The organism is Chelatococcus albus, assembly GCF_030067675.1.
GTDB lineage: Bacteria > Pseudomonadota > Alphaproteobacteria > Rhizobiales > Beijerinckiaceae > Chelatococcus_A > Chelatococcus_A albus.
The window spans coordinates 13,723-39,916 of sequence record NZ_JASJEV010000008.1; the positions used below are offsets into that span (position 1 = coordinate 13,723).

Consider the following 26,194-nt stretch of genomic DNA (forward strand, 5'->3'; position numbering starts at 1 on the left):
GCAGGAGCACGTCTCTCGAGGGCGCGGTCGCGTGACCGCCGCATCCTCTCGCCCACACGGATGACACGGGGACGCGCTCCGGCTTTCCGCGAGGCCGATGGCGCGGCCTTTTTTTATGCGCCCCGTCCGACCCTTCGGCCCGGGGCGCCAACCGACAACGCGAGCAGAACAGCGAGCGAGACGCATGCCCAAACGCACCGACATCTCCTCGATCCTCATCATCGGCGCGGGGCCGATCGTCATCGGCCAGGCCTGCGAGTTCGACTATTCCGGCACCCAGGCGTGCAAGGCCCTGCGCGAGGAGGGCTACCGCATCATCCTAGTCAACTCGAACCCGGCCACGATCATGACGGATCCAGAGCTGGCGGATGCGACGTACGTCGAGCCGATCACGCCGGAAGTCGTGGCCAAGATCATCGCCAAGGAGCGCCCTGACGCGCTCCTGCCCACCATGGGCGGCCAGACGGCGCTCAACTGCGCCCTGTCGCTGCAGAAGATGGGCGTGCTCGCAAAATACGGCGTGCAGATGATCGGCGCGACCGCCCACGCCATCGACAAGGCCGAGGACCGCGAGCTGTTCCGCGAGGCGATGACCAAGATCGGCCTCGAAACGCCGCGCTCGCATCACGTGCGCACTCTCGCCCAGGCCCTCGAGGCACTCGAGGACATCGGCCTGCCGGCCATCATCCGCCCCTCATTCACGCTCGGCGGCACCGGCGGCGGCATCGCCTACAACAAGGCGGAGTTCATCGACATCGTGGAGCGCGGCATCGACGCCTCCCCCACCAGCGAGGTGCTCATCGAGGAGAGCGTGCTCGGCTGGAAGGAGTATGAGATGGAGGTCGTCCGCGACAAGAAGGACAACTGCATCATCGTCTGCTCCATTGAGAACCTCGATCCGATGGGCGTTCACACGGGCGATTCCATCACGGTCGCCCCGGCGCTCACGCTGACCGACAAGGAATACCAGGTCATGCGCGACGCCTCGATCGCGGTCCTGCGGGAGATCGGCGTCGAGACCGGCGGCTCGAACGTCCAGTTCGCGATCAACCCCGAGAACGGGCGCATGATCGTGATCGAGATGAACCCGCGTGTCTCGCGCTCATCGGCGCTCGCCTCCAAGGCCACGGGCTTCCCCATCGCCAAGGTCGCGGCGAAGCTTGCCGTCGGCTACACGCTCGACGAGATCGCCAACGACATCACGGGAGGCGCGACGCCAGCCTCCTTCGAGCCGACGATCGACTACGTCGTCACCAAGATCCCGCGCTTCGCCTTCGAGAAGTTTCCCGGCGCCGAGCCCGTGCTGACGACGGCCATGAAGTCGGTTGGCGAGGCCATGGCCATCGGCCGCACCTTCCAGGAATCGCTGCAGAAGGCGCTGCGCTCGCTCGAAACAGGGCTCACCGGCCTCGACGAGATCGAGATCCCGGGCCTCGGCCTCGGCGACGACAAGAACGCGATCAAGGCCGCCATCGGCACGCCGACGCCCGACCGGCTGCTCAAGGTCGCCCAGGCGATGCGTCTCGGGGTGGACGACGCGCAGATCCACGAGTCCTGCCGCATTGACCCATGGTTCCTGGCGCAGATGCGCGGCATCATCGAGACCGAGGCGAGGGTACGCACCCACGGCCTGCCGCAGACGCCGGGCGCCTTCCGGCAGCTCAAGGCGATGGGCTTCTCGGACGCGCGGCTTGCCGTCCTCGCCGGCAAGACGGAAGCGGAAGTGAAGGCGTTGCGTCGCAGCCTCGGCGTGCGCCCCGTCTTCAAGCGCATCGACACCTGCGCTGCCGAATTCGCCTCGCCCACGGCCTACATGTACTCAACCTACGCGCCGCCCTTCGCCGGCCGACCCGCGGACGAGGCGCGGCCCTCGGACGCGAAGAAGGTCGTCATCCTCGGCGGCGGGCCGAACCGCATCGGCCAGGGCATCGAGTTCGACTACTGCTGCTGCCACGCCTGTTTCGCGCTCGACGAGGCTGGCTACGAGACCATCATGGTCAACTGCAACCCGGAGACGGTGTCGACCGACTACGACACGTCCGACAGGCTCTATTTCGAGCCCCTCACGGCCGAGGACGTGCTCGAGATCATCGACACCGAACGCGAGAATGGCACGCTGCACGGCGTCATCGTGCAGTTCGGCGGCCAGACGCCGCTTAAGCTCGCCGAGGCCCTCGAAGACGAGAAGATCCCGATCCTCGGCACGTCGCCCGACGCCATCGACCTCGCCGAGGACCGCGACCGGTTCAAGCGCCTCCTCGACCGGCTCGGCCTCAAGCAGCCGAAGAACGGCATCGCCTATTCCGTCGAGCAGGCGCGCCTCATCGCGGCGGAGGTGGGCCTGCCCCTCGTCGTGCGCCCGTCCTACGTGCTCGGCGGGCGGGCGATGGAGATCATCCGCGACGAAGAGAGGTTCGACGACTACCTACTCGGCACGCTGCCGCATCTCGTGCCACACGATATCAAGGCCCGCTATCCCAACGACAAGACGGGCCAGATCAACACGCTCCTCGGCAAGAACCCGCTCCTCTTCGACCGCTATCTTTCGGATGCGATCGAGGTGGACGTGGACTGCCTGTCGGACGGCAAGGACGTGTTCATTGCCGGCATCATGGAGCACATCGAGGAGGCGGGCATCCATTCGGGCGACTCGGCCTGCTCCCTGCCGCCGCGCTCGCTCGCGCGGGAGACGATCGCCGAGCTCGAGCGCCAGACGAAGGCGCTTGCGCTCGCGCTCGAGGTCGGTGGCCTGATGAACGTGCAGTACGCCATCAAGGACGGCGAGATCTACGTGCTGGAGGTCAATCCGCGCGCCTCGCGCACCGTACCCTTTGTCGCCAAGGTCATCGGCGAACCCATCGCCAAGATTGCCGCCCGCATCATGGCCGGCGAGCGGCTTTCGGGTTTCGGCCTCGCGCCGAAGGAGTTTACCCACATCGGTGTCAAGGAAGCGGTGTTTCCCTTCGCTCGCTTCCCCGGCGTCGACGTGCTCCTCGGCCCGGAGATGCGCTCGACGGGCGAGGTCATCGGGCTCGACCGCAGCTTCGGCGTCGCCTTCGCCAAGAGCCAGCTCGGCGGCGGCACCAAGGTACCAACCGAAGGCACGATCTTCGTTTCCGTGCGCGACGGCGACAAGCCGCGCATCCTGCCGGCCGTGAAGCTCCTCACGGGGCTCGGCTTCAAGGTCGTCGCCACCTCGGGCACGCAGCGCTTCCTCGAGGAAAACGGCGTCGCCTCCACAAGGATCAACAAGGTTCTTGAGGGGCGCCCCAACATCGTGGATGCCATCAAGAACGGCGAGATCGCCCTGGTGTTCAATACTACGGAGGGGGCACAGGCCCTCAATGATTCCCGCTCGCTGCGCCGGGCCGCCCTCTTGCATAAAGTGCCCTACTACACCACTCTTGCAGGTGCGGTGGCAGCCGCCGAGGGCATCAAGGCGTATCTCGATGGTGACCTCGAGGTGCGGGCGCTGCAGGAGTATTTCCCGGCGCGCACTTGAGCGCGAGGTACGCCGGTCTCCTGACCGGCCGTCGTTTCAGTGAGTTTCGCGGCACGTCGCGGGGCATCTTCATTTGCCCCGGGGCGCAGCGTTTGTTGTGAGAGAAGGACGAATGGACAAGATCCCGATGACGGCCGCCGGCTACGCGGCCCTGGAGGCGGAATTGAAGCGCCGCCAGCAGCAGGACCGTCCGAGCATTATCGAGGCGATTGCCGAAGCGCGCGCGCTCGGAGATCTATCGGAGAATGCGGAGTATCACGCCGCCAAGGAGGCGCAGAGCCTCAACGAAGGACGCATCCTGGAACTCGAAGGGCTGCTGTCCCGCGCCGAGATCATCGACGTCACCAAGCTCAACGGCAAGACGGTCAAGTTCGGCGCCGTCGTGACCCTCGTCGACGAGGACACGGAGGAAGAAAAGATCTACCAGATCGTCGGGGAGCCCGAGGCAGATGTGCGCTCCGGTCGCGTCTCCATCACCTCGCCCGTGGCGCGCGCGCTCATCGGCAAGACGATCGGTGATTCCGTCGAAGTGAACACGCCGGGCGGCGGCAAGTCCTACGAGATTGTCAACGTCGTCTTCGGCTGACGGCGCAGACGCTTGGGCTCCGGTTTCCGCGAGCCGGTTTGCCGAGGGCAGGACGCGACCCCATATTGCGGCGAGACGGGGCCCCGTCTCGCCGTTTGGCTGAGTGGATGACGTGGCGCAAGCCTCGGCCTCGGCGACGGACTGGGGCAGATGGCCGGGTTGGATCGGAGTGGATCATGTCCCTGTCTCGTCGCGCGTTGCTCGCCGGCCTCGCTGCAGCCGGCCTAACCGGCCGCGCGGTCGCTCAGGCGGGCGGCCAGGTTTTCTCGCGGATCGCCGTCGACGTCTCGGCGCTGCGGGTCCAGGGCCTCGGTCCCTGGGCCGATCTCGTGGCGGAGAGCCTCGACGACTCCCTGCGGCGCGAGTTCGTCGGCCGCATCGCACCGGGCGCCCGCGGCGCGCCCATGCTCGTCGCCCGCATCAACGGCATGTCGCTGCCCGCCTATGTCGGCAGCGGCGGCGGACCGCGCTTCAACGGCAGTGGCGGCAATGGCACCAATGACTACCTCGACGGAGAGCTCCTCGTCGTAACGGCCGGCGGGCGGCAGGTCCTGGAGCGCAAGCCGATTCTCTCCGCCGTTCCCGCTGCGTCGGCGGGTGCCTGGTATCAACCCGACATCGACCGGCAGCGTGTCCTGGCACTCACCAGGCACTTTGCCGGTTGGGCACGCCGCATGATCTGAACTGCCGTCGGGCGCCAAGCGCGCCTCCGACCTCCCCGGATCGGAAAGCGTGTTCGACCGATCGGTGACCAGATCATTGTCACGTTGCGGGCCGTCGGCCCGGTACCCAACCGGTATCGGCTTCGGCAGAAAGGACGCTAGGCCGGGGCCGCTTCGCGGGAGATCGGCACAATCGGCTCGTCCTTGACGAGGTCGAGGGTGAGGGCCGTGCGCACATTGCGCACATTGGGCAGGGCCGTGAGTTCCAGCACGAAGCTCTGGAAGGCCTTGAGGTCGGGCGCAACACACTTCAGGATGAAGTCGATGTCGCCCGACAGCGTCCAGCATTCGCGCACCAGCGGCCAAGCACGGATGCGCTCGTGGAAATTGCCGAGGTCGGTCTCTGCCTGGCTCGCGAGCTGAACCATGGCGAAGCAGGTCACCTCGTAGCCGAGCTTCTTCTCGTCAAGGATCGCGCGGTATCCTTTGATGATGCCTGCCTCTTCGAGCGAGCGGACCCGTCGCAGGCACGGCGGAGCCGAGATGCCGGCACGGCGAGCGAGTTCGACGTTGGTGATGCGGCCGTCGTCCTGGAGTTCCCGCAGGATCTTCCAGTCGGTGGCATCGAGGCGAGAGCGCAAACGAAACGGTCCCTTCAGGCGCAAACCGGGGCTGTTTAGACCGGCCTCGAACCCGATACAAGGGGCAGCCGGCCACCTCCTTGTAGAACGATTCGGCACGGTCGGTCCGCGAAGGCTTTTGTAATGTTGCGCGACGTCACCGCCTGGGTGCTCACCGACGGCAAGGCCGGCGACGAACTCCAGTGCCTTGCCGTGGCCGAGGCGCTCGGCCTTGCGCCCGAGGTCCGGCGCGTCGCGCCGCGCGCGCCCTTCACCTGGCTGATGCCCTATGGGCCGATCGACCCCCGCGAGGCCCCGCGGCGGCGGGAAAGCCCCGTCGCACCGCCCTATCCCGATCTCCTCATCGCTTCGGGGCGCCGTGCCATCGCCTATGTGAGACATGTCAAGCGTGCCTCGGGCGGGCGCACCTTCACCGTCATCCTCAAGGATCCGCGCACCGGCACCGGTGATTTCATCTGGGTGTCGGCGCATGACCGCCTGCGCGGCCCGAACGTGCTCGCCACGTTGACGCCGCCGCACCGCATCTCCGCGGCGCGGCTCGCAGCCGCGCGGATGGATCCGCCGCCGGTGCTCGCCGCCCTGCCGCCCCCCCGGGCAGCCGTCCTCGTCGGCGGTTCGAGCCGCCACCACCGCTTCACCGCGGAGGACATTTCCCGCTTCACGGCCGAACTGTCGTGCCTCGCCGAGAGTGGCGTCGCTCTGATGGCCACCACCTCGCGGCGCACCCCGGTCGCCCTGCGCGACGCAATCAAGGCGCTCATCGCGCGCTCTGGCGGCTATCTCTGGGACGGCACCGGCGACAATCCCTATGTCGCACTGCTGGCGCTTGCCGATTCGATCGTCGTGACCGCGGATTCGACCAATATGCTTGGCGAAGCGGCGGCGACCGGTGCCCCGATACTCGTTTTCGAGCCTTCGGGCGGACACCGGAAGATCAAAGCGTTGCTTGAAGGTCTCACACGCGCGGGAGCTGTGCGCACCTTTCATGGACGACTTGAAGGGGGCGCATACGCACCCTTAGATTCCACCCCGATCATCGCCGAGGCGATCGCGACAGCCTTTGCGGCGCATCGGGCGCGTCTTAACACTCCTCCGCGCGGTTGACTGCCGTGCGACAATGGCGGCAGGCCGCCGCGAGCGGACATTCGTTATGACACACACGCATGCCAAGGTCCTGATCGTCGGCTCCGGCCCGGCGGGCTACACGGCCGCGATCTATGCCGCCCGCGCCATGCTCGAGCCGGCACTCGTCTCCGGCTTTCAGCCTGGCGGGCAGCTCATGATCACGACGGACGTGGAGAACTATCCGGGCTTCGCCGACGTCATCCAGGGGCCATGGCTCATGGAGCAGATGCGCGCCCAGGCCGAGCACGTCGGCACGCGAATGATCTCTGACCATATTGTCGAAGCTGACCTGTCGCGGCGCCCATTCCGCCTCAAGGGTGACGGCGGCGACACCTATTCCTGCGACGCGCTGATCATCGCCACCGGCGCGCAGGCGAAGTGGCTCGGGCTGCCCTCGGAACAGAAGTTCCAGGGCTTCGGCGTCTCAGGCTGCGCCACGTGCGACGGCTTCTTCTTCCGAAACAAGGAGGTGATCGTCATCGGCGGCGGCAACACTGCCGTCGAGGACGCGCTCTACCTCACCAACGTCGCCACCAAGGTGACACTCGTGCACCGGCGCGACGCACTGCGCGCCGAGCGCATCCTGCAGGATCGGCTGTTCAAGCATCCGAAGGTCGAGGTCGTGTGGGACACGACGCTCGAGGAGATCTGCGGCACCGACAATCCGCCGAGCGTCACCCACGTGCGCCTGCGGAACGTGAAGACCGGCGCGGTTTCCGAACGCAAGGCCGACGGCGTCTTCATTGCCATCGGCCACAAGCCCGCCACCGAGCTCTTCGTCGGCCAGGTGGACATGCGCCCGTCCGGCTACATCAAGACGAGACCCGGAACGGCGACGACGAACGTGCCCGGCGTCTTCGCCGCCGGCGACGTGACGGACGAGACCTACCGGCAGGCCGTCACGGCCGCAGGCCTCGGCTGCATGGCCGCGCTCGAGGCCGAGCGCTGGCTCGCCGCACAAGAAGCCGAACGCGAAGCGGCGGAATGATCGAGAGGAAACGCCGCTGTGCCTACGCGTGGCGGAACGACAACATCGGGCCCGGGGGCGGCCGTGGATTGGGACAAAGTTCGCATCTTCTATACCGTCGCCGAGGCCGGGAGCTTCACCCGTGCGGGCGACGAACTGGGGCTGAGCCAATCGGCGGTCAGTCGGCAGGTGAGCGCGCTCGAGCGCGAGCTGAGGGCGCCTCTCTTTCACCGTCACGCGCGTGGCCTCATTCTCACCGAGCAGGGAGAACTGCTCTTCCGGGCCGCGCGCGACATGACCATGCGCCTCGACGCGACGCGGGCGCGGCTCGCCGACTCGCGCGAGCGGCCGTCGGGAACGCTGCGGGTAACGACGACGCTCGGCCTCGGCTCGCACTGGCTGACGCCACGCCTCGGCGAGTTCCTCGACCTCTATCCGGAGGTGAAGGTGGAGCTCATCCTCACCGACGAGGAGCTCGACCTGTCGATGCGCGAGGCGGACGTGGCCATCCGGCTGCGGCAGCCGACGCAGGGCGACCTCATTCAGCGGCGTCTGTTCACCGTTCATTTCCATGTCTATGCGTCCACGGAATACCTGAAACGATTTGGACAGCCCGAAAAGCTCGCCGATCTAGACAACCACCGCATCATGTCCTTCGGCGGAACGGTTCCCCACTACCTTCTCGCAACGCACTGGCTCGGCACCGCAGGCCGCGATCCCAAGGATCCGCGCACCTACCACCTCATGGTGAACAACATCACAGCGCTGAAGAAGGCGGTGGAAAAGGGCTCCGGCCTCGCGATCCTGCCGGATTACCTGGTCGAACCTGGCACGGGCCTCGTACAGATCCTCACTGACGTCGAAATGCCCTCGCTCGACAGCTACCTCGTCTATCCGGAGGAGATGAAGAGCGTCGCGCGCGTCCAAGTATTCCGCGACTTCCTGATCAGCAAGGCGCAGCGCTGGACCTACTGAGCAGACCGGGTGATCAAACATGCGGCATGTGCATGGCTGTCATGCCGCATGTTGCATTGCAAAAAGGCAGGCAAAGGGCGATATCACTCGTGGCTGAAGGCGATGGGCTCCGCACCTCCTCCCGGCGTAGAGCTCATTTCGGCCGTTCCCCTCTGGAAGTGTTCTGACCTCTGGTCAGACCTGACTTCAGGCCGGGTTCCTCCAAAGGAACCCGGCCTTTTTTCATTCCCCCACGACAAGCGCCAGCGGGCCGGCGATGAAAGCCCTTCCCGCGGCATTCGGACCGGGCGCCACGGCAAAACGCCTTGGCGCCGCCCCTTGGCCAGATTAGCGTGACAGCGGATTGTGAGTGTCGCTCGGCCCCGACCACAGGGTCCGTCGCGTTCCGACCTACCCGTGGGCCCAACGGTGCCGCCAAAGTCAGCGTCAGTCCGCGTTTTCATGCAAGTCGATTGCGTCACAGCCTTTCGCCAAGGACATTACTCATGCATGGCGCTCGCTTTCTCGCATTGGACAGCTATCGGTTCATGGCAGCGATGGGAATTGTTCTCTATCACATGAATCAGGAATTCGAGTTTGGCTTGGAAAAAGTTACATTAATCGCCGATAGACTTTACATGTTTGTCGATTTTTTCTTCATAATTAGTGGTTTCGTCATCATGACGGCCTATGCGGAGCGCGCGACGACGCTGCGCGGCTACGGCGATTTCCTCTGGCGCCGCCTCGCCCGCATCTATCCCCTCCATGTCGTCACGGCGCTGTTGTTTGCCGCCATGGGCGCGGCCGCCACGCACGCAGGCATCGTCATCAACCACGCCGAGCAGTACGATCTCGCCAGTCTGCCATGGAATCTGGCGTTGCTGCACGCTTGGGGCACAGTGGGCGGCCTCACCTTCAACGGGCCATCGTGGTCGATCAGTGCCGAGTTTTTCGTCTATCTGCTCTTCCCGGCCATCGCGCTGGTAATCGGCCGCTGGGGCGCCTCTCCCAGCATCGCCATGGCGCTCGTTCTCATGGCGGCGCTCGCCCTGTGGCGTCGGGCGGAGGGAGGGCATGGCCTCTTCGAGCTCAGCTACGATTTCGGCAACCTGCGCGCCCTGCCGTCCTTCTGGCTGGGCGCCGCCTTGGCTCGCGCGTACCGCTCGGCGGACCCGCGGCTCGCCTTGCCATGGGCCGTGCCGCATGCGGCGTTCTTGGCGATCGTCGCGGCCATGCATCTCGGCCTTCCCGACGCGGGCGTGCTGGCGCTGATGGCTCTCACCATCGTCACCGCGCCGCTGGCCGAGCGGACCCGGCCACACGACATCACGACACGGCCGGCCATGGTGGCGCTCGGAGGTGCCTCATACTCCCTCTACATGCTGCACGTGCTCGTCCTCATCCTCGTCAAGCACATCGGCCCGACCGCCGGTACCGGCCTCGTCGTCAAGTCGGTGCTGACGGGGCTCTTCATCATCGCACTCGCCCTCGCCTGCCATCGCTGGTTCGAGCGGCCCGTCCGCCACTGGATTCGGAGCCTGCTGTCGCGCCCGGCGCTCCAGCCCGGCTGACGTCACCGGCCGACTTGCCAGACGAAAGCAGGGTGAGGGGACCGGCCCTTTCCAGGGCCAGTCCCGAAGCATCGTCGCGCCTAGGGCAGCTCAAGTGAAGGAGAAGTTGCGATCGACGGCCACGTTCGGATAGGGCGAGCTCGTGGCATTGCCCAGGTCCGCGGCACCACTCACCCGACTGACGTCGTTGTTCGAGCCGTCGTAGTTGACGGCGCATATGGCAGCGAACTTCGTGCTCGGCCTGAACTCGCCGACGACGTTGCCGCCAACGAAGGCACGGCCGTAGATTGTATCACTCTGCACGAAGCCGATGCCGCCTGCACAGCGCTTGAGCATGTTATCCGTCGCCTGGGCGAGGATCTTCTGCGCTCCGACGGTCGACGGGTCGAAGTTGACGGGGACGAGCACCACGCCCCAGTCGTCGACGTCCTCCACGATATTGCCCGTGACCAGGACGTCGCCCTCGCCGTGGACTCCCCGGCCCGGGACGGTATAGGTGAACGTCTGTCCATCCTGGCTCGTCTGGAAGGAGCCGGCACGCGCCGCGACAATCTGATTGCCGACCACGACGACACGCCGGCCGCCGAAATTGACATTGACGGCGAGAATACCAGCCCCGCAGTCCTTCACGGTGTTGCCGGAGACGATACCGCCCTCGTAGCGGTCGTTCGGTCCCGGCGCCTCGACCCAGATCGCCGCCTCACGCGACCGCAAGCATTCGTTGCAGGCGATGTGACCATTGCTCACGCTGTTGTAGCGAATGGCCGAGAAGGCCGAGTCCGTGACGAAGTTGTCGACGGCGATGACGTTGCCGGCGCGAAAGCCGACGATACCGTTGCCGTACTGGCCGGTGCCGCCGAGCTCGTTGCGCGTGCGCTGCACGCGATTGCCGCGGATGACGGTTCCGTCCTCTCCCAAGCTGCCGCGCCAGACACCTATGCCGTTGTTGGCGTTGTCGAGGAGCGTGTTGCCCTCGATGGCCACTCCCGCGCCATCGTAGGAAAAAATCGCATAGTCGTAGCAGTTCGACGCAACATTGTTGCGCACGACGCCCTGGCAGCCGTCGAGCGCAATGCCCTTCGCCTTCGCATTCCTGACCTCGCAATCCGCGATCAGCAGGCGATCGGCGCGGGAGCAGTCGACGACGGCATTCGGCACGCTCGACGGGTTCTGGCTCGCGCCGTCGAAGCTCAGGCCGCGAAGGACGACATTCGCGACGCGGCCGGCACCCGCCGGGGCGACGCGCAGCGACATGCTTCCGCCCGCCGGAACGAAGAGAGCCGAGCCCTTCGTCGCATAGATCTCCAGGGTTTGGGACAGGCCGACGGTGTTGACGTTGTAGACGCCCGCCGGGATGTACAGCGGCTTGCCCTGGGCGCCCGCCTGGTCAATCGCGTTCTGGAAATTCGCCGTCTGATCTGTCCCGCTGTTGGCAATCATACCGAAATCAAAGGCATTGAGAGAAGTCGAGGTAGGCATAATGACACCTCCTTCAATAGGCAATTAATCCTACATCGCCTCCTCAAGGAACACAAGGCATAAATTCCTATTCAGCAATGCGCCGTTTTGCATCCACAGGGGCTGCGCTCGTGCCTGCGGCCCGCGGTGTCGCGCGGGGAGCATCCACAGCCGTCGCAGGCCGGGTGCCGCCTTTGATCGCACCTCCGGGCAGTGCCTTACATGTAGAGCTTCTCGCCCTCGAGGCCCTTGTAGAGCCCGGCGACCCATTCGCCATATCCGTTGAAGATCTGGGTCGGGCGCCGCTCGCCCGTGCCGATCATCTCCTCGCTCGCCTGGCTCCAGCGCGGATGGGGCACCTCCGGGTTCACATTGGCCCAGAAGCCGTATTCCGACGGCTGCAAGGCTTGCCAGAAGGTCGTCGGGCGCTTCTCCGACAGCGAGATGCGCACGATCGACTTGATGGACTTGAAGCCATATTTCCACGGTACGGCCAGCCGAAGGGGCGCCCCCATGACCTTGGGCAGCGGCTTGCCGTAAGCCCCTGTAACAAGGAAGGCTAGGTCGTTCGCCGCCTCCGCGATGGTCAGCCCCTCGGTATAGGGCCAGGGATACCAGGTCTGCTTCTGGCCGGAGGCGATCTTGGGATCATGGAAGGTCTGCATCACGACGTATTTCGCTGCGCCGAGGGGGCGGGCGCGACCGAGCAGGGCCTTCAGCGGAAAGCCCGTCCACGGAACCGCCATCGCCCAGGCCTCGACGCAGCGATGACGATAGAGCCGTTCCTCGAGCGGCATCGCGCGCACCAGATCGTCGAATTCGATCTCGAACGGCTGCTCCACGAGGCCGTCGACCTTGAGCGTCCAGGGCCGGGTCTTCAACGCTTCGGCCGCCGCGGCCACGCGCTTGTAGGAACCGAACTCGTAATAGTTGTTGTAGGCCGTGTTGATCATCTCGTCCGTCACCGGACGGTCGAGGGCGAAATGCGGGTTTCGCTTGGCTGGGTAGAGATCGCCTCCGGCCTCCACCGTAGCATTCGCCGCCGACGTCGCCGGCACGGCAACGCAGGCCGCCCCCAGGGCGAGCGCACCGGAGACGAAACGACGACGGTCGAGAAACACCGCCTCTGGCGTCGCGACCGCCTCGCGAAGTTCCCAGCCCGACCTGCGCGCGATGATCATCAACCTCTCCCATGCTCAAGCGAGACAGGAGGTAGTGCGTCGGCGTGCCTCTCGACAACTCACGCCTTCGGGAGGACGGGCCCTGCCGACCGCGTAACTGGCCAGCCTAAACGAACCGCGGCACGGCGGCGGCCCGCCTCAGGCGCCCTCGGCCCTCTTTGCGCCGATCACCTGATCCCGGAGCTCGCGCCGGAGGACCTTGCCGACGTTCGTCTTCGGCAGGCTTTCGCGGAAGACGACGTGACGCGGCACCTTGTAGGCGGTCAGGTTCTCGCGCGCATAAGCGCGCAGTTCGTCCTCGGTGAGGCTCTCGTCGCGCCTGACGACATAGGCCGCCACCGCTTCGCCGGAGTGCTCGTCCGGGAGGCCGATGACCGCCGCCTCGAGAACCTTCGGATGGCGGACGAGCACGTCCTCCACCTCGTTGGGATAGACGTTGAAGCCCGAGACGAGGACCATATCCTTCATGCGGTCGACGATGCGCACCGAGCCGTCATCACCCATCACGGCGAGATCCCCGGTGCGGAAGAAGCCGTCCTCGGTCATCACCTTGGCCGTCTCGTCGGGCCGGTGCCAATAGCCCGCCATCACCTGCGGGCCACGGACGCAGAGTTCGCCCACCTCGCCGTGCGGCACGTCGCCATTGTCGGGGGCACGGATGGCAACTTCGGTTGACGGCAGCGGGAAGCCTATGGTTCCCGTGAACTCCTCGATGTCAAGGCGGTTGGCGCAGACCACAGGCGAGGTTTCGGACAGGCCGTAGCCTTCCACGATCGGCTTGTCCGTCAGGTCCCGCCAGCGCTTGGCGACCGCAGCCTGCGTCGCCATTCCGCCCGCGAGGCTCAGCACCATGGCGGAGAAGTCGATCCCCTTCGCATCCGGATTGTTGGCGATGGCGTTGTAGAGCGTGTTGACCCCGCACATCATGGTGAAGCGCGTCGACTTCAGCGTCTTGATGAAGCCCGGAATGTCGCGGGGATTGGCGATCAGCAGCCCGCAGGCGCCGATCCTCAACATCATCATGCAGCATACGGTCAGCGCGAATATGTGGTAGAGCGGCAGCGCGACCACCATCACGTGCCGTTCCTCCCCGTCCGTCGACACCCAGCCGTTCAGCCAGGTCGCCAGTTGCGTCACGTTTGCTGCGACATTGCGATGGGTGAGGATGGCGCCCTTGGCGACACCGGTGGTCCCACCGGTGTACTGCAAAAAGGCGATGTCATCGGGCGCCACAGCGACCGGCTGCACCTTGCGCGACCGCCCCGCCGCCAACACCGAGGCGAAGGTCATCGTCCGCGGCAGCGAGAAGGGCCTGACCGCCTTCTTCACGTGGCGCGAGACGAAATTGACGATCTTGCCCTTGAAGCCCATGAGATCGCCTGGCGACACCACCACGACGGCATCGAGCTTCAGGTTGGGCAGCGCCTCCTCGACCACATGCGCGAAATTCTCCAGCACGAAGAGCATGCGCACGCCCGCGTCGTTAAGCTGATGCGTGAGTTCGCGCGGCGTATAGAGGGGGTTGACGTTGACGACCGTGTAGCCGCCGAGGAGCACCCCGAACAGCGCCGCGGGATAGGCGAGCACGTTCGGCATCATGATGGCGACGCGGTCGCCCTTCCGCAGGCCCTGCGCCTGCAGCCAGGACGCTACGGCCTCCGCCGCCCCGGCGAACTCGCCGTAGGTGATGCGCTTGCCGAAGCTCTCGTAGGCGGGTCGGTCGGCGAAGCTGCGCGTCGCGTTGCGGAAGAGCTCGACCAGTGTGCCGAAGCTCGCTTCATCGAGTTCCGCGGGCACTGTGGGCGGATAGGACTTCAGCCACGGGCGCGCCGCCAGCATTTCCTCCGTCGTGCCCCGGCTTGCAGTCTGGGCGCTGGCCATGGTGTCGTCTCCCCTCTCCTCGATCCTACGGCTGCGCGTTGATTGCCGCGTCTCGCCGTCGCGTTTCCCGTCGGTATCGACCCACCCTCCCGCATATTGTTGACCCAGCGTGAGGCGCATGTCGACGGCCGCCAGATCGTACACATGTGAACGATCTATTGCAGCGCAAAATCCGGCAGCCGGCGATCGATTGCAAGAGTGCGCGCGGAGGAAATGACGAAAACCGTCGCGTCAAGGCCTAGGCCTTTCGTATGAGCGACGAGCCGGGCGCGCCCGGCTCGCCGGATCGGTCAGTGCGCCGCCCCGTGGGAGGCGACGACATGCTCGGCCGGCTTGCCGGTAAGCTCGGCCAGGTGGTCGAAGCGCGCAGCGAAGTTGCCGACGCCGGCGGTGACCGACCTGAGCTCGACGATGAGGTCACCCATTTCCGCCTCGGGGATCAAGGCGTTCAGCACGTCCCACCCCTGCCAGCCCGGGCGCCCGTCGTAGCCCAGGATCTGACCGCGGCGCGCGGAGACGATGGCGCTCGCCTTGGAGATGGCCTCCGAGGGCACGGCAATCTCCACCGCCAGGATCGGCTCGAGCAGCACGGGCTTGGCATTGGGCAGGGCTTCGCTCATGGCCAGCCTTGCCGCTGCCCGGAAAGCCATGTCAGAGGAATCGACCGTGTGGTAGGAGCCGTCCTTCAGCGTGACCTTCAGGTCGACAACGGGGAAGCCGAGCGGCCCCTTCTCCGCCGCTTCGCGCACGCCCGCCTCGACAGACGGGATGAACTGCTTCGGCACGACGCCGCCGGATATGGTGTCCGCAAAGACCACACCATCGCCGCGTGCCAGCGGCGCCACGTCGATGACAACATCGCCGTACTGGCCGTGGCCGCCGGTCTGCTTCTTGTGGCGCCCGCGGGCCGTGGCCGTGTGTCTGATCGTCTCGCGATAGGACACGGTCGGTTTGCGGGTATCGACCGACACGCCGAAGCGTCCCTCGAGCCGCTTCAGGGCGACGCGCAGATGCATCTCACCCTGCCCGGACAGCCTGATCTCACCGAGTTCTGGGTGCGGCTCGACCACGAGCGAGGGGTCCTCTTCGACGATCTTGGCGAGGGCCCCGGTCAGCCGTACGTCGTCCTTGCGGTCCTTGACGACGAGCGCGAAGGAGAAGACCGGCTCGGGCGGCGCCACCGAGACGACGGCCGGCGGTCGTGTCTTGCCGCTCGTCAGGGCATCCCCGGTCGTAATGCTGTCAAGGCGTGCAAAGGCAACTGTCTCCCCCGTCTCGGCGGCCGGTCGCCGCGCCTGACCACCCCCCTTGAGTTCGCTGACGCCGGCAATGCGCCCCTCGCCGCCGCGCGAGCCGATGACCATGTCACCCTCGGCGAAGGTTCCGCGCAGCACGCGGACGAGCGAGAGCTTCCCGCCCTGGGCCTGATGGTAGGTCTTCATGACCTGGGCGAGCGGATCACCGTTCTCGGCGATGCCAAGGCGCGCGCGCGTTCCTGCGACACCCGGCGCCTCATGGCGCAGGGCCTTGAGGAGACGCGTCACGCCGTTGGCGCCGGCAGCGGAACCGATGAGCACGGGCACGACGTGGCGCTCCTTGAGCTCGCGTGCCAGATCGTCGAACACCCGGTCGCGCGGCGGCTCGATCTCCTCGACGAGCTCCTCCATCAGTTCGTCGTCGTAGTCGGCGAGCCGCTCCAGCATGGAGAAGCGCGCCTCCTTCTCGCGCCCGAGCTCGGCGGAGGGCATGTCGATGATCTCGCTCGCCGCGTGCTCGCGGTAGACGAAGGCGCGCTCGAGCGCGAGGTCGATGAAGCCGACCGCGATTCCGTCTTTCCACAGAGGAATCTGGCGCAACAGCAGAGGCGTGCGCGAGGCCCGCTGCAGCATGGCGAGGGTTTCGCGCACGCGGCGCGAGGCGGTGTCGATCTTGTTGAGGAAGAGGAAGCGCGGGATGTCCGCCTCCTCCAGCTCGCGCAGGACGAGCTCCAGTGCCGGCACCTTGCGATCGTCGGCCTCGCAGACGACGATTGCAGCGTCGCAGGCTGGTGCAATCGTACGCATGTCGTGCAGGAATTCGACCGAGCCCGGGCAGTCGACGAAGGTAAAGCGCTCCCCCAGGAAATCGACGGTGGCGACGTTGGGCTCGACGCTCATGCCCTGCGCCCGGGCCTCCGGCGAGGCATCCCCCACCGTGTTGCCGTCGCTCACCCGTCCCTGTCTGTCGATGGAACCCGCTCTGGAGAGAATGGCTTCGAGCAGCGTCGTCTTACCGCTCTGATAGGGACCGACGATGGCGATGCACCGTGGTCCCTGGCGTTCTCTGCCGCCTGCACCCATGGCCGCCTCCTGCGCTGGAGCATCCTCTCCGGGACCTCCGTCGCACGATGGTCATGCCGCGCGGCACGCGAATCAAGCGGAACCTTCACCGAGCGCCGATCGGGATGAGGCGGACATGGGACGGCCGGTGCCCGCGCCCATTGCGGATCACCGGCCGTCGCCCCGGACACAGACCCCCCGCCTGCAGCCCTGGATAAATTAATCCAAATGAAGGATAGCATCAGGCGTCCGTCGTGGATGTAACCCGCATACCACACCGGCGCGCAAAGCAGCACGACGCCCGGCGGCGCAGTCAACGCCAGGCGAGCAGTCTTTTCTCGGCAAGCCCCAGGAAGGCGGACAGCGTCAGGCCCACGAGCGACAGCACCACGACGCCGGCGAGCAGCCGGTCCGACTGCATGAGATTGCCGGCCGACAGCACGAGCGCGCCCACGCCTTGGCTTGCCCCGATCATCTCGGCGGCGACGAGCAGCACGATGCCGATGGAAGAGGCGATGCGCAGCCCCGACAGGATGCCGGGCAGCGCTCCGGGAAAGATGATCTTCCATACGATCGCCGCCTGCGAGAGGCCGAAGCTGCGCCCCATGCGCACGAGCGAGCGGTCGACGTTGTCCACGGCACCGTAGGTGGCGATCACCGTCGGGAAGAAGGTGCCGAAGGCGATGGTCGCCACCTTCGATCCCTCGCCTATGCCGAACCACAGGATGAACAGCGGCAGGAGAGCGATCTTCGGGATGGGAAAGAGCGCCGACACCAGCGTCACGCCCGGCGCGCGCACGAGACTGGACAGGCCGACCGCCAGTCCGAAGGCGACGCCGGCCGTACCACCGATCGCAAAGCCGACAAGGAGGCGTGCAAGCGAGGCCTTGAGATGCCCAACGAGCTCGCCGCTGACGCCCATCCGCCACAGGGCCTCGCCCACTTCCGCCGGGCTCGGCGCAAAAACCGGGCTCATCCAGCCGAGCGAGGAAGCGAGTTGCCACAGGGCGATGAGGGCGAGGAGCGCGGTCGCGCCGGCAGCTCGGCGGGTCTCGGGCAGGAAGACGCCGCCGCGATAGGCCACCCGACGCGCGCCCACACCCGTTTCGGCGGTTGCCGGCTCACGCATCGGCCACCTCCGCATCGGCGAGTTCCCGATCGGCTTCCGCCGCGTCGGCCCGGATCAGATCCCACAGTCGCCGCGCCTCCCGGACGAGCGCCGGATCCTCCGCCGACCGCGCCGGGCGCGGCATGTCGAGCAAGAAGGTGGCCTTGATGCTCCCGGGCCGGCGCGACAGGACAACGATGCGGTCGGCGAGCCGCACGGCTTCGTCAAGGTTGTGCGTGACGTAGACGGTGGCGAGGTCGCCCTCCGCGTGCAGACGGACGAGATCGTCCATGAGCAGCGTGCGCGTCTGCGCGTCGAGCGCGGACAGGGGCTCGTCCATGAGGAGTACGGCGGGCTTCACGGCGAGCGCGCGGGCGATGCCAACGCGCTGCTTCATGCCGCCCGAAAGCTGCTTGGGATAGACGTCGGCGAAATCGGCAAGACCAGTGCGCGCCAGCGTATCGGCGACGATCGCCGCAGCGGCCTTCCCGGCAAGGCCGTGTCCCTCGAGCGCGAGGCGCACGTTGCCGGCGACCGTGCGCCAGGGCAGGAGCGCGAAATCCTGGAAGACGAAGGTGAGCGGGTTGAGCGAACCGGGGGGCGGCGCGCCTTTGACCAGGGCCGCTCCCGACGATGGCTGCTCGAGCCCGCCCAGGATGCGCAGGAGCGTGGACTTGCCGCAGCCAGACGGCCCGACGACGGCCACGACCTCCCCCGGCGCAATCGTGAAGGAGATGTCCTTCAGGACCGGCAGAGGACCATAGGCGTGGGTGATGCTGTCGGCGATGAGCTGCATGCAGTGGCTAATGGAATTGGCTTGCCTGCGCGCCGCGTCCCTCCGGGACCGCCCCGGCGGACGCGCGGCGGACGTTCAGTTGGCGTTGAGGTGCCCCTGCACGAAGGAGAGGTCGAGGAAGCCCTTGGCGTCGACGGAAGCATCGACGAGCCCCTGCGCCTTGAGCCATGCGACCTGGGCGACGATATCGGCGACGTCGAGGCGAGCCTGCGGATCGGCATAGAAGGCCGAGGCCTTGACCTTCGGCGCCGCCTGCTCAGCTGCGTCCGACGGGTAGACGTGCTTGCCGACGAGCGCGGCCGCCGCGTCGCTGCCTGGTGTGTAGACCGGATTGCCGGCGCCGTCCCGTTTCAGGAAGGCTGCCGCATAGTCGGCCGCCCCCTTCTGGTAGGCGCGCACGAATCTCTCCACCGTCGCGCGTTTGGCCACGATCGTCTTGGTATTCGTGAAGAGGCCACCGAACTGGTACTCGGCGATATCGGAAACGCGGCCGATGAGCTTGGCCTCGCCGGCGGCGACAAGCGGCTTCGCCAGATGCGGGGCGATGATGATGGCGTCGACCTGCCCGCTCTTGATGCTCGCGACCATGTTCGGCAGGGACTGCAGGGGCTTCATGTCGATGCTCTTGAGGTCGAAGCCCTTGGCGCCTGCGATCTGGCCGAGCTGGTAGTGGAAAGAGGACCCGACCTGCGTAATGCCGACCGAGCGGCCGGACAGTTTCTCCAGGCCCGTCAGGCCCTTGTCAAAGGCCGTGTTGGAGGCGAGCACAAGATTGCCCTCGTAGCCCTTCGCCTCCTTGGCCTGGGCGGCGATGACCTTCAGGGCGCCCTTGCCGGCGAGGTTGTAGAAGCCCGCCGTGAAGGCCGTGACGCCGAAGTCGGCATCGCCCGAGACGACGGCGAGCGCGATCGGCTGCGCTGCCTCGAAGAACTTCAGTTCGACCTCGAGCCCCTCCTCCTTGAAGTAGCCCTTCTCCACGGCGAGGAAGAGCCCGCCGGAGGAGACAAAGCGCAGCACCGCGACCGACACCTTCTCCTGCGCCGCCGCCGGCAGGGCCACGCCCGCGAGCGTGCCGAACGTCACGACGGCGGCGCCCAGCACGCGCCGCACGCAGGTAAAGAGGGTCATGGAACTCGTCTCCCCGCAGGGCCGCGCCGGGCAGCGGCCGTTCGTTGCTGTTCTCTCGCCGTCTTCTCAGCGTGCCGTCGGTTCGGCCGACGCAATAAAGCGTGCGGGCCTGCGCCTGTCCACCCTCGGTTGCTGCCCGGTAGCGCCCCTCAACAGCAAGGATATTTCACGGTACCAAGCGGTGCCTGGGACATCCGCCGTCAGTAGAGGCGCATGCAGGTGACGCCGAGCGCCAGGTTGACGCCGACCTGGCCCTGCACGGAAGGGGGCTGCAGTGTGACGGAGCGGCGGAAACCGCCGACGAGTGCATTGGCGCCAACACCGGCCCGACCGAAACCTCTCCCGACGCGCCGACATATTCGCCGGCGAGGGCACGCGCCCGGTACCGGCCAGACGGCGCAAGGACGGCCCAGATCATCTGCCCCTTGGTGGTGGCGCCGATGTCGAGGCCGAACTTGCGGATGCCGCCCCGGTGGGTTTCCCGCCGGCCATCCGAGTGGCGGACGAGGCAGCGCAGCGACTTTGCCGACGTGACGATGAACCCGGCACCGCCGGACACGGCGCAGCTCAAGGTGCCGATCTGGGCATTCTGCGCCGAAGCGACTGGCGCGAGCAGGAGGGCGCCGGCCATCCCGGCCGCACCGCCACGATATGCGTGCTTTTCATGCGAAATCTCCTTGTCGGGCGGCGTCCCGGCCGGGCGCCGCGCAAGCAGCATAGCCCGCACGAGCATCGGAAGGCCGCTCACGGGTGCCCGGGGGGTGGCGTCCCGTCATGTACGCCCGTAGCGTCGGCAGGGCGCGTTAGTACCGCCGCTCCTCGATGATGATCCGGCGCGAGCGCTGCGCGACGGCGGGTTCGAGCTGCATTGAGGCGACGTCAACGGCGAGGTTCAGGCCGGTCTGCCCCTGCACCGAGATCGGTTGCAGGCTGAACGTGTTCTGCGATCCGCCGAGGAGGACATTGGCGCCGACACCGCCGACGACCGTTGCTTCACCCGCTGCGCCCACGTATTCGCCCGCCAGTGCGCCGCGGCCGATGGCCTTCGAGGGCGCGAAGACCGCCCAGACCATGCGGCCTTTCGCCGTGGCGCCGATGTCGAGGCCAAACTTGCGGATGGTGCCGACGTAGAAGTCGCGCGTGCCCTTGCGGTCGCGGAACTGGCAGTCGAGCGCCTTCGACGAAGTGATGATGAAGCCCGGCCCGCCCGAAATGTTGCAGGTGAGCGTGCCGACCTGCGTGGTGTCCTGGGTGCGCGCCGGCTGAGCCTGAGCGCCCACCGCCGGCGCGAGGAGGACGACGGACGCGGCGATGCCCCCATAAAGCAATGCGCGAGGCTCGATCATGGCACCAACTCCCTTGTCGGGCCGAGGGTCGGGCCGGCCCTCGGCGGCTGCGCGCACGCTTTCGCCGGCACGTTCTGCCTGGCGAAGGCGTGTGACGGCAGCACGCGTGCGAAGAGTCGGGTGCTGCCGCCCGAGATGCATCGATCCGACGAGCAACGCCGCGGCGACCGCTTTGGTTCCGGACGCCGGCATCACCGCCGTCCCGCAACGCAAACGGGGCCCTCCGGGCCCCGTCGCACGTGCGTGAAGGCAAGCGCCGTTCAGCGCAGACTGGCGCAAAAACGCTGGATGCGGTGGCAGGCGTCCTCCAGCTTGTCGTTGGAGGTGGCGTAGCTGACGCGGAAGTTCGGTCCGAGGCCGAAGGACGAGCCGTGCACCGCGGCCACCCCCTCCGTCGCGAGGAGCTCCAGCACGAAATCTTCGTCCGTCTCGATTTTCTTGCCCGAAGGCGCCGTCTTGCCCATCAGCGCCGCGCAGGACGGATAGACGTAGAAGGCGCCCTCCGGCGTCGGGCAGGAGAGGCCCTTGGCCTGGTTGAGCATGGAGACGACGAGGTCGCGCCGCTCCTCGAAGGCGCGGCGGAATACCTTGAGGTGATCCTGCGGGCCGTCGAGCGCCTCGACCGCCGCCCACTGCGAGATGGAGCAGGTGCCGGAGGTCTGCTGGCCCTGGACGAGGTCCATGGCCTTGATCAGGTGTTCAGGCCCCCCGGCGTAGCCGATGCGCCAGCCCGTCATGGCATAGGCCTTCGACACACCATTCATGGTGAGCGTGCGCTCGTAGAGGGCGGGCTCCACCTGCGCCGGCGTGACGAAGATGAAGTTGCCGTAGACGAGATGCTCGTACATGTCGTCGGTGAGCACCCACACGTGCGGATGGCGCATCAGCACGTCCGTCAGCGCCTTCATCTCGGCGTGGGTATAGGCCGCGCCGGAAGGGTTCGACGGCGAGTTGAGGATCACCCACTTGGTCTTCTTGGTGATGGCACGCTCGAGCGCTTCGGGCTGCAGCTTGAAGTTCTGCGCAAGGCGCGTCTCGGCGAAGACGGGCGTGCCGCCGCACAGCGCCACCATCTCGGGGTAGCTCACCCAATACGGCGTCGGGATGACCACCTCGTCCCCCGGGTTCAGGGTGGCGAGCAGCGCATTGTAGATGACGTGCTTGCCGCCCGTGCCGACGATGATCTGCGAGGGCCTGTAGTCGAGCCCGTTCTCGCGCTTGAACTTGCGCGCGATCGCCTCACGCAGCTGCGGGATGCCGGGCACCGGCGTGTACTTCGTCTCGCCGCGCTGGATCGCGGCGATCGCGGCCTGCTTGATGTGATCGGGCGTGTCGAAGTCCGGCTCCCCGACCGACAGAGAGATCACGTCCCGGCCCTGCGCTTTGAGATCCCGAGCCTTCTGCGTCAGCACAATGGTCGCGGACGGCTTGATACGGGACAAAGCGTCGGCGATGAAGGCCATGACCCCAGAACTCCTCTGATGGCGGGGAAGAAAAGGCGCCGGACACTAGTCTCGCCCGTGCTGCGACGCAAGACGCGCCAATTGCAATGCAGCTTGACGTTCAAAGCAGTGTCATACGTCATTGCTACCGGCGCCGTGCACGACAGCCAGAGGGCTCACCATGATCCGCATCGACCGCCGTTCCTTCCTCGCGGGTGCCGCCGCGCTCGCTGCTCCCGCCATCCTGCGCAGCCCCGATGCGCTCGCTTCCTCCGGCGAGGTGAACGTCTTCGCCTGGGGCGACTATTTCGACAAGGCCAAGATCCACGACGATTTTGCCAAGGCCACGGGCATCAAGGTCAACCTGTCGACCTACGGCTCGAACGAGGAATGCGAGAACAAGCTGCGCGCCGCCGGCGGCAAGGGCTTCGATGTCATCTTCCCCTCGGTCGACACCGGACCGAACTACTACAAGGACAACCTCCTTCAGCCGATCGACGAGAAGAAGCTCAAGGTCGAGCAGATCGTTCCCTCGATCTACCGCAACTCGATCTCGCTCGGCGCCACCAACCGCGGCCAGCGCTTCCTCGTACCCTTCGACTGGGGCACTGAGGCGATCACCTACGATTCCGCCAAGTTCAACAAGAGATCGGGTGAGCTCTCCTATGGCGATCTCTTCGCCGATGGGCTCGACAAGCGTGTGGCGCTGCGCCAGAAATCCATCTTCAACTCGGTCGCGCTCTATCTCGACGCGGCCGGCATCGCGAAGACGAACCGCGCGATGGACATGTACAAGAGCGAAGAGGACGCCAAGCGCGTCTTCGAGGCCTGCCTGACGTTCATCGTCTCCAAGCGCAAGAACATCGGCGCCTTCTGGAACAACGCCACCGAAGCCACCAAGGCCTTCACCGACGCCGGCTGCGTCATCGGCCAGACCTGGGATACGACGGGCATCCTGCTCAACCGTACCGTCGACAAGAAGTGGCGCTACGGCATGCCGAGAGAGGGCGGGCTCGCCTGGACGGATACGGTGGCGATCCCCGCGGGTGCCGCCAATGTCGAACAGGCCTACGCCTTCATCAACTACCTGATGACGCCGGAAGTAGGCGCCAGGTTCGCCAACGCCACCGGCTACAACACCTGTGCGGTGGGCGCTGAGAAACATCTCTCGCCGGAAGCGAAGGCCGCTTACGAGATGGCTTATCCGAGCCAGAAGGAGATTGACAACCTCTTCTGGTGGCCCATGCAGACCGCCTTCTACGCCAAGCTGCGCGGCGAGTACGTCGAGAAGCTGACGAACGCCTGACGGGCCGGCGAGACGTCGGCTTTGACAACGTTGCGGCCGGCCCCGTGCCGGCCGCGATATGACCGAAAGAGAGAAAGCCCCTTCCGCATGCGCGGCACCGACGTCCGCCTCGACCATGTCGACGTCACCTTCGGCGATTTCCAGGCGATCAGCGATGTCTCGCTCGAGGTCGAACCGGGCGAGTTCTTCTCGATCCTCGGGCCGTCCGGCTGCGGCAAGACCACGCTCCTGCGCCTGATCTCCGGCTTCCAGGAGCCGACACGCGGGCGCGTGCTCATCGGCGGCGCGGACATGGCCGGCCGCGGGCCGAACCGGCGACCGACGGCCCTCATCTTCCAGAACCTCGCGCTCTTTCCCCTGATGAGCGTGCGCGAAAACGTCGCCTTCGGGCTCGAGGCCCGCGGCATCCCCAAGCGCGAGAGGCTCGCCCGCGCCGACGCTCTGCTCGCGCTCGTGGCGCTCGAAGGTCAGGGCGCGAAGAAGCCCGGGGAACTCTCGGGAGGGCAGCGCCAGCGCGTCGCCATCGCCCGCGCCCTTGCCGTAGAACCGGCCGTGCTTCTCCTCGACGAGCCCCTGTCGGCGCTCGACCTGAAGCTGCGCCAGCACATGCGCGCCGAGCTCAAGGCCATCCAGCGCAAGACCGGCGTGACCTTCATCTACATCACGCACGACCAGGGCGAGGCGCTCACCATGTCGGACCGCATCGCGGTGATGAACCGCGGTCGCGTCGAGCAGGTGGGCCGGCCGGAAGAGCTCTATGCCGAGCCTGCGACCCCGTTCGTCGCCACCTTCGTCGGCGAGCAGAACGTGCTCATCGGCACGGTCGCGGCGAGCGCCCCGGGCGAGGCGGCAGTCGATACGCCGCTCGGCCGCCTCGTCGGACGCACGGCGAATGGCGCGCCCGCCGTCGGGAGCCGCGCCTTCGTCATGATCCGCCCCGAGCGGCTGCGCCTCTCCGACGGGGCGGCGCTCGCGGGCGTCGTCTCGCGCCGCGACCTCGAAGGCCCGTTCTTCGTGCTGCATGTCGAGAGCGGCGATACGCGCCTCGTGGCGCACGTCCCGAACAGCGGCGCGATCCCCGAGCCCGGCGCGCGCGTCGCGCTCGCCGTCGATCCGGCCGACATGCTCATCCTGCCCGAGGGAGAGACAGCCCGTGCGTGAGATTCTGCGCGCCTTCGGCGGGCCTCTCTCGCTTGTCATTGGCACGCTCGTCGGCTTCTGGCTCCTCATCCTCGTTGCCGTGCCACAGGTGGCGATGCTTGACTATTCCCTGTGGTCGCAGGCGGCAAACGCCGACCTCTCGGCGGCGATCGACCGCGCCTATGCCGAGGCGACCATGGCCGAGTTCGACCGCAGGGCCGAGGCGAATCCGGCCAAGGCCACTGAGCTCGACGAGAAACTGACGGCGCTCAAGCGCACGATCGCCGAGCTCGAAGCGGCGCAGACGAGCCCCCCGAAGACCTACGGCCTGCAGAACTACACGCGCATGAGCCCGCTGCACGCCTATATCTTCGTGCGCACCATCCTGTCGGCGCTCGCCGTCGCGGCCGTCGCGCTCGTCGTCTGCTACCCGATCGCCTATGCGGCGGCCTTCGCGCCGACGCCGCGCCGCGCGGCCATCCTCCTCACCGCGCTGCTCGTCCCCTACGCCATGAACGAGCTCCTGCGCGTCTATGCCTGGCTCATGATCTTCGACTACCGCGGCGTCTTGAACAGCCTCTTCGCAGCGGTCGGCCTCGCCGACCTCGAGGCGCGCCGCTGGGTGCCCTTTCTCGAGACGCAGGGGGCGCTCTTCACCGTCATGGTGTCCGTCTACGCGCTCTTCATGGTCTTCCCGATCATGAACACGCTGCAGACGCTCGATCCGCACCAGATCGAGGCGGCGCGCGACCTCGGCGCCTCCGCCTGGCGCATCCATGCGCGGGTCGTCATCCCGCACGCCAAGCCCGGCATCGCGGTTGGCGTGATCACCGTCTTCATGCTGGCGGCGGGGTCCTTCGCCGTACCGCAGATCCTGTCGCGCGGCACAGGCGGCGACTGGTTCAGCCAGCTCGTCTACCGGCAGTTCTTCGAGGCGAACAACTGGAACCTCGGCTCGGCCTATGCCTTCAGCCTGCTCGTCGTCAGCCTCGCCATCGTCTTCGCCATGATGCGCGCCTTCGGCGTCTCACTGCGGGAGATCACGAAGTGAGGCGCGCGGGCCACGAAGGGCGCGCCCCATC

20 protein-coding genes and 1 pseudogene are annotated in these 26,194 nt (G+C 66.7%); 10 read left to right on the forward strand and 11 right to left on the reverse strand.

Annotated features, from left to right (window positions below; all coding sequences use genetic code 11):
* The first annotated feature begins 184 nt into the window (after positions 1-184).
* The 3 genes from carB to QNA08_RS13400 all read left to right on the forward strand — a co-directional run bounded on the left by carB (position 185) and on the right by QNA08_RS13400 (position 4,771).
* Positions 185-3,502, forward strand: a complete 3,318-nt coding sequence (gene carB, locus QNA08_RS13390; protein ID WP_283741231.1) for a carbamoyl-phosphate synthase large subunit — start codon at positions 185-187, stop codon at positions 3,500-3,502.
* Positions 3,503-3,614: 112 nt separating this feature from the next.
* On the forward strand, positions 3,615-4,088 hold the full coding sequence (gene greA / locus QNA08_RS13395) for a transcription elongation factor GreA (RefSeq protein WP_283741232.1): 474 nt from the start codon (positions 3,615-3,617) through the stop codon (positions 4,086-4,088).
* Positions 4,089-4,264: 176 nt separating this feature from the next.
* A complete protein-coding gene (locus QNA08_RS13400; RefSeq protein WP_283741233.1) occupies positions 4,265-4,771 on the forward strand; it encodes a hypothetical protein in 507 nt (168 codons plus the stop codon).
* Between the two features lie 137 nt (positions 4,772-4,908).
* On the opposite strand, the gene QNA08_RS13405 is transcribed toward QNA08_RS13400, so the two are convergent.
* On the reverse strand, positions 4,909-5,391 hold the full coding sequence (locus QNA08_RS13405) for an Lrp/AsnC family transcriptional regulator (protein ID WP_283741234.1): 483 nt from the start codon (positions 5,389-5,391) through the stop codon (positions 4,909-4,911).
* Positions 5,392-5,538: 147 nt separating this feature from the next.
* Between QNA08_RS13405 and QNA08_RS13410 the strand changes: the two genes are divergently transcribed.
* The 4 genes from QNA08_RS13410 (at position 5,539) to QNA08_RS13425 (ending at position 10,008) form a co-directional block, all read left to right on the forward strand.
* The gene (locus QNA08_RS13410; RefSeq protein ID WP_340322125.1) at positions 5,539-6,495 is read left to right on the forward strand and encodes a mitochondrial fission ELM1 family protein; all 957 of its coding nucleotides are present in this window, start codon (positions 5,539-5,541) and stop codon (positions 6,493-6,495) included.
* Positions 6,496-6,541: 46 nt separating this feature from the next.
* On the forward strand, positions 6,542-7,504 hold the full coding sequence (gene trxB / locus QNA08_RS13415; protein ID WP_283741236.1) for a thioredoxin-disulfide reductase: 963 nt from the start codon (positions 6,542-6,544) through the stop codon (positions 7,502-7,504).
* A 63-nt stretch (positions 7,505-7,567) separates the two neighbouring features.
* Positions 7,568-8,458, forward strand: a complete 891-nt coding sequence (locus QNA08_RS13420) for a LysR family transcriptional regulator (RefSeq protein WP_283741237.1) — start codon at positions 7,568-7,570, stop codon at positions 8,456-8,458.
* 485 nt (positions 8,459-8,943) lie between these two features.
* The gene (locus QNA08_RS13425; RefSeq protein ID WP_283741238.1) at positions 8,944-10,008 is read left to right on the forward strand and encodes an acyltransferase family protein; all 1,065 of its coding nucleotides are present in this window, start codon (positions 8,944-8,946) and stop codon (positions 10,006-10,008) included.
* Between the two features lie 90 nt (positions 10,009-10,098).
* Here the strand turns inward: QNA08_RS13425 and QNA08_RS13430 are convergent, their stop codons facing one another.
* The 10 genes and pseudogenes from QNA08_RS13430 to QNA08_RS13470 all read right to left on the reverse strand — a co-directional run bounded on the left by QNA08_RS13430 (position 10,099) and on the right by QNA08_RS13470 (position 22,687).
* Positions 10,099-11,487 carry a TIGR03808 family TAT-translocated repetitive protein gene (locus QNA08_RS13430; protein ID WP_283741239.1) on the reverse strand — a complete coding sequence of 463 codons (1,389 nt, stop codon included), beginning with the start codon at positions 11,485-11,487 and terminating at the stop codon, positions 10,099-10,101.
* 197 nt (positions 11,488-11,684) lie between these two features.
* Entirely contained in the window at positions 11,685-12,647 is a 963-nt protein-coding gene (msrP, locus tag QNA08_RS13435) for a protein-methionine-sulfoxide reductase catalytic subunit MsrP (RefSeq protein ID WP_283741240.1), read from the reverse strand.
* 138 nt (positions 12,648-12,785) lie between these two features.
* A complete protein-coding gene (locus tag QNA08_RS13440) occupies positions 12,786-14,528 on the reverse strand; it encodes an AMP-binding protein (protein WP_283741241.1) in 1,743 nt (580 codons plus the stop codon).
* Between the two features lie 290 nt (positions 14,529-14,818).
* The gene (locus QNA08_RS13445; RefSeq protein WP_283741242.1) at positions 14,819-16,867 is read right to left on the reverse strand and encodes an elongation factor G; all 2,049 of its coding nucleotides are present in this window, start codon (positions 16,865-16,867) and stop codon (positions 14,819-14,821) included.
* 292 nt (positions 16,868-17,159) lie between these two features.
* Positions 17,160-17,975: an ABC transporter permease gene (locus QNA08_RS13450; protein ID WP_283741243.1), complete on the reverse strand. Its 816-nt coding sequence runs from the start codon at positions 17,973-17,975 to the stop codon at positions 17,160-17,162.
* Positions 17,968-18,750, reverse strand: a complete 783-nt coding sequence (locus tag QNA08_RS13455) for an ABC transporter ATP-binding protein (RefSeq protein WP_283741244.1) — start codon at positions 18,748-18,750, stop codon at positions 17,968-17,970. The genes QNA08_RS13450 and QNA08_RS13455 overlap by 8 nt, the downstream gene beginning before the upstream one ends.
* A gap of 75 nt (positions 18,751-18,825) precedes the next feature.
* On the reverse strand, positions 18,826-19,878 hold the full coding sequence (locus QNA08_RS13460; RefSeq protein ID WP_283741245.1) for an ABC transporter substrate-binding protein: 1,053 nt from the start codon (positions 19,876-19,878) through the stop codon (positions 18,826-18,828).
* A 200-nt stretch (positions 19,879-20,078) separates the two neighbouring features.
* A pseudogene (locus tag QNA08_RS19060) lies at positions 20,079-20,611 on the reverse strand (DUF992 domain-containing protein).
* Positions 20,612-20,681: 70 nt separating this feature from the next.
* Positions 20,682-21,416, reverse strand: coding sequence for a DUF992 domain-containing protein (locus QNA08_RS13465; RefSeq protein WP_283741246.1), 735 nt, complete (start codon positions 21,414-21,416; stop codon positions 20,682-20,684).
* 68 nt (positions 21,417-21,484) lie between these two features.
* Complete coding sequence (locus QNA08_RS13470; protein WP_283741247.1) at positions 21,485-22,687, reverse strand: pyridoxal phosphate-dependent aminotransferase; 1,203 nt, start codon at positions 22,685-22,687, stop codon at positions 21,485-21,487.
* A gap of 160 nt (positions 22,688-22,847) precedes the next feature.
* On the opposite strand from QNA08_RS13470, the gene QNA08_RS13475 reads away from it, so the two are divergent.
* The 3 genes from QNA08_RS13475 (at position 22,848) to QNA08_RS13485 (ending at position 26,163) form a co-directional block, all read left to right on the forward strand.
* The gene (locus tag QNA08_RS13475) at positions 22,848-23,972 is read left to right on the forward strand and encodes an extracellular solute-binding protein (protein WP_283741248.1); all 1,125 of its coding nucleotides are present in this window, start codon (positions 22,848-22,850) and stop codon (positions 23,970-23,972) included.
* 87 nt (positions 23,973-24,059) lie between these two features.
* Positions 24,060-25,133 carry an ABC transporter ATP-binding protein gene (locus QNA08_RS13480; RefSeq protein ID WP_283741249.1) on the forward strand — a complete coding sequence of 358 codons (1,074 nt, stop codon included), beginning with the start codon at positions 24,060-24,062 and terminating at the stop codon, positions 25,131-25,133.
* On the forward strand, positions 25,126-26,163 hold the full coding sequence (locus tag QNA08_RS13485) for an ABC transporter permease (RefSeq protein WP_283741250.1): 1,038 nt from the start codon (positions 25,126-25,128) through the stop codon (positions 26,161-26,163). The genes QNA08_RS13480 and QNA08_RS13485 overlap by 8 nt, the downstream gene beginning before the upstream one ends.
* The last annotated feature ends 31 nt before the right edge of the window (positions 26,164-26,194 follow it).

Excerpts from the sequence above, each read along its gene's own strand:
- carB (WP_283741231.1), top strand. The coding sequence starts at position 185 with ATGCCCAAACGCACCGACATCTCCTCGATCCTCATCATCGGCGCGGGG.
- greA (WP_283741232.1), top strand. The coding sequence starts at position 3,615 with ATGGACAAGATCCCGATGACGGCCGCCGGCTACGCGGCCCTGGAGGCG.
- QNA08_RS13400 (WP_283741233.1), top strand. The coding sequence starts at position 4,265 with ATGTCCCTGTCTCGTCGCGCGTTGCTCGCCGGCCTCGCTGCAGCCGGC.
- trxB (WP_283741236.1), top strand. The coding sequence starts at position 6,542 with ATGACACACACGCATGCCAAGGTCCTGATCGTCGGCTCCGGCCCGGCG.
- QNA08_RS13425 (WP_283741238.1), top strand. The coding sequence starts at position 8,944 with ATGCATGGCGCTCGCTTTCTCGCATTGGACAGCTATCGGTTCATGGCA.
- QNA08_RS13430 (WP_283741239.1), bottom strand. The coding sequence starts at position 11,487 with ATGCCTACCTCGACTTCTCTCAATGCCTTTGATTTCGGTATGATTGCC.
- msrP (WP_283741240.1), bottom strand. The coding sequence starts at position 12,647 with ATGATCATCGCGCGCAGGTCGGGCTGGGAACTTCGCGAGGCGGTCGCG.
- QNA08_RS13440 (WP_283741241.1), bottom strand. The coding sequence starts at position 14,528 with ATGGCCAGCGCCCAGACTGCAAGCCGGGGCACGACGGAGGAAATGCTG.
- QNA08_RS13445 (WP_283741242.1), bottom strand. The coding sequence starts at position 16,867 with ATGGGTGCAGGCGGCAGAGAACGCCAGGGACCACGGTGCATCGCCATC.
- QNA08_RS13450 (WP_283741243.1), bottom strand. The coding sequence starts at position 17,975 with ATGCGTGAGCCGGCAACCGCCGAAACGGGTGTGGGCGCGCGTCGGGTG.
- QNA08_RS13455 (WP_283741244.1), bottom strand. The coding sequence starts at position 18,750 with ATGCAGCTCATCGCCGACAGCATCACCCACGCCTATGGTCCTCTGCCG.
- QNA08_RS13460 (WP_283741245.1), bottom strand. The coding sequence starts at position 19,878 with ATGACCCTCTTTACCTGCGTGCGGCGCGTGCTGGGCGCCGCCGTCGTG.
- QNA08_RS13465 (WP_283741246.1), bottom strand. The coding sequence starts at position 21,416 with ATGCCGGCGTCCGGAACCAAAGCGGTCGCCGCGGCGTTGCTCGTCGGA.
- QNA08_RS13470 (WP_283741247.1), bottom strand. The coding sequence starts at position 22,687 with ATGGCCTTCATCGCCGACGCTTTGTCCCGTATCAAGCCGTCCGCGACC.
- QNA08_RS13475 (WP_283741248.1), top strand. The coding sequence starts at position 22,848 with ATGATCCGCATCGACCGCCGTTCCTTCCTCGCGGGTGCCGCCGCGCTC.
- QNA08_RS13480 (WP_283741249.1), top strand. The coding sequence starts at position 24,060 with ATGCGCGGCACCGACGTCCGCCTCGACCATGTCGACGTCACCTTCGGC.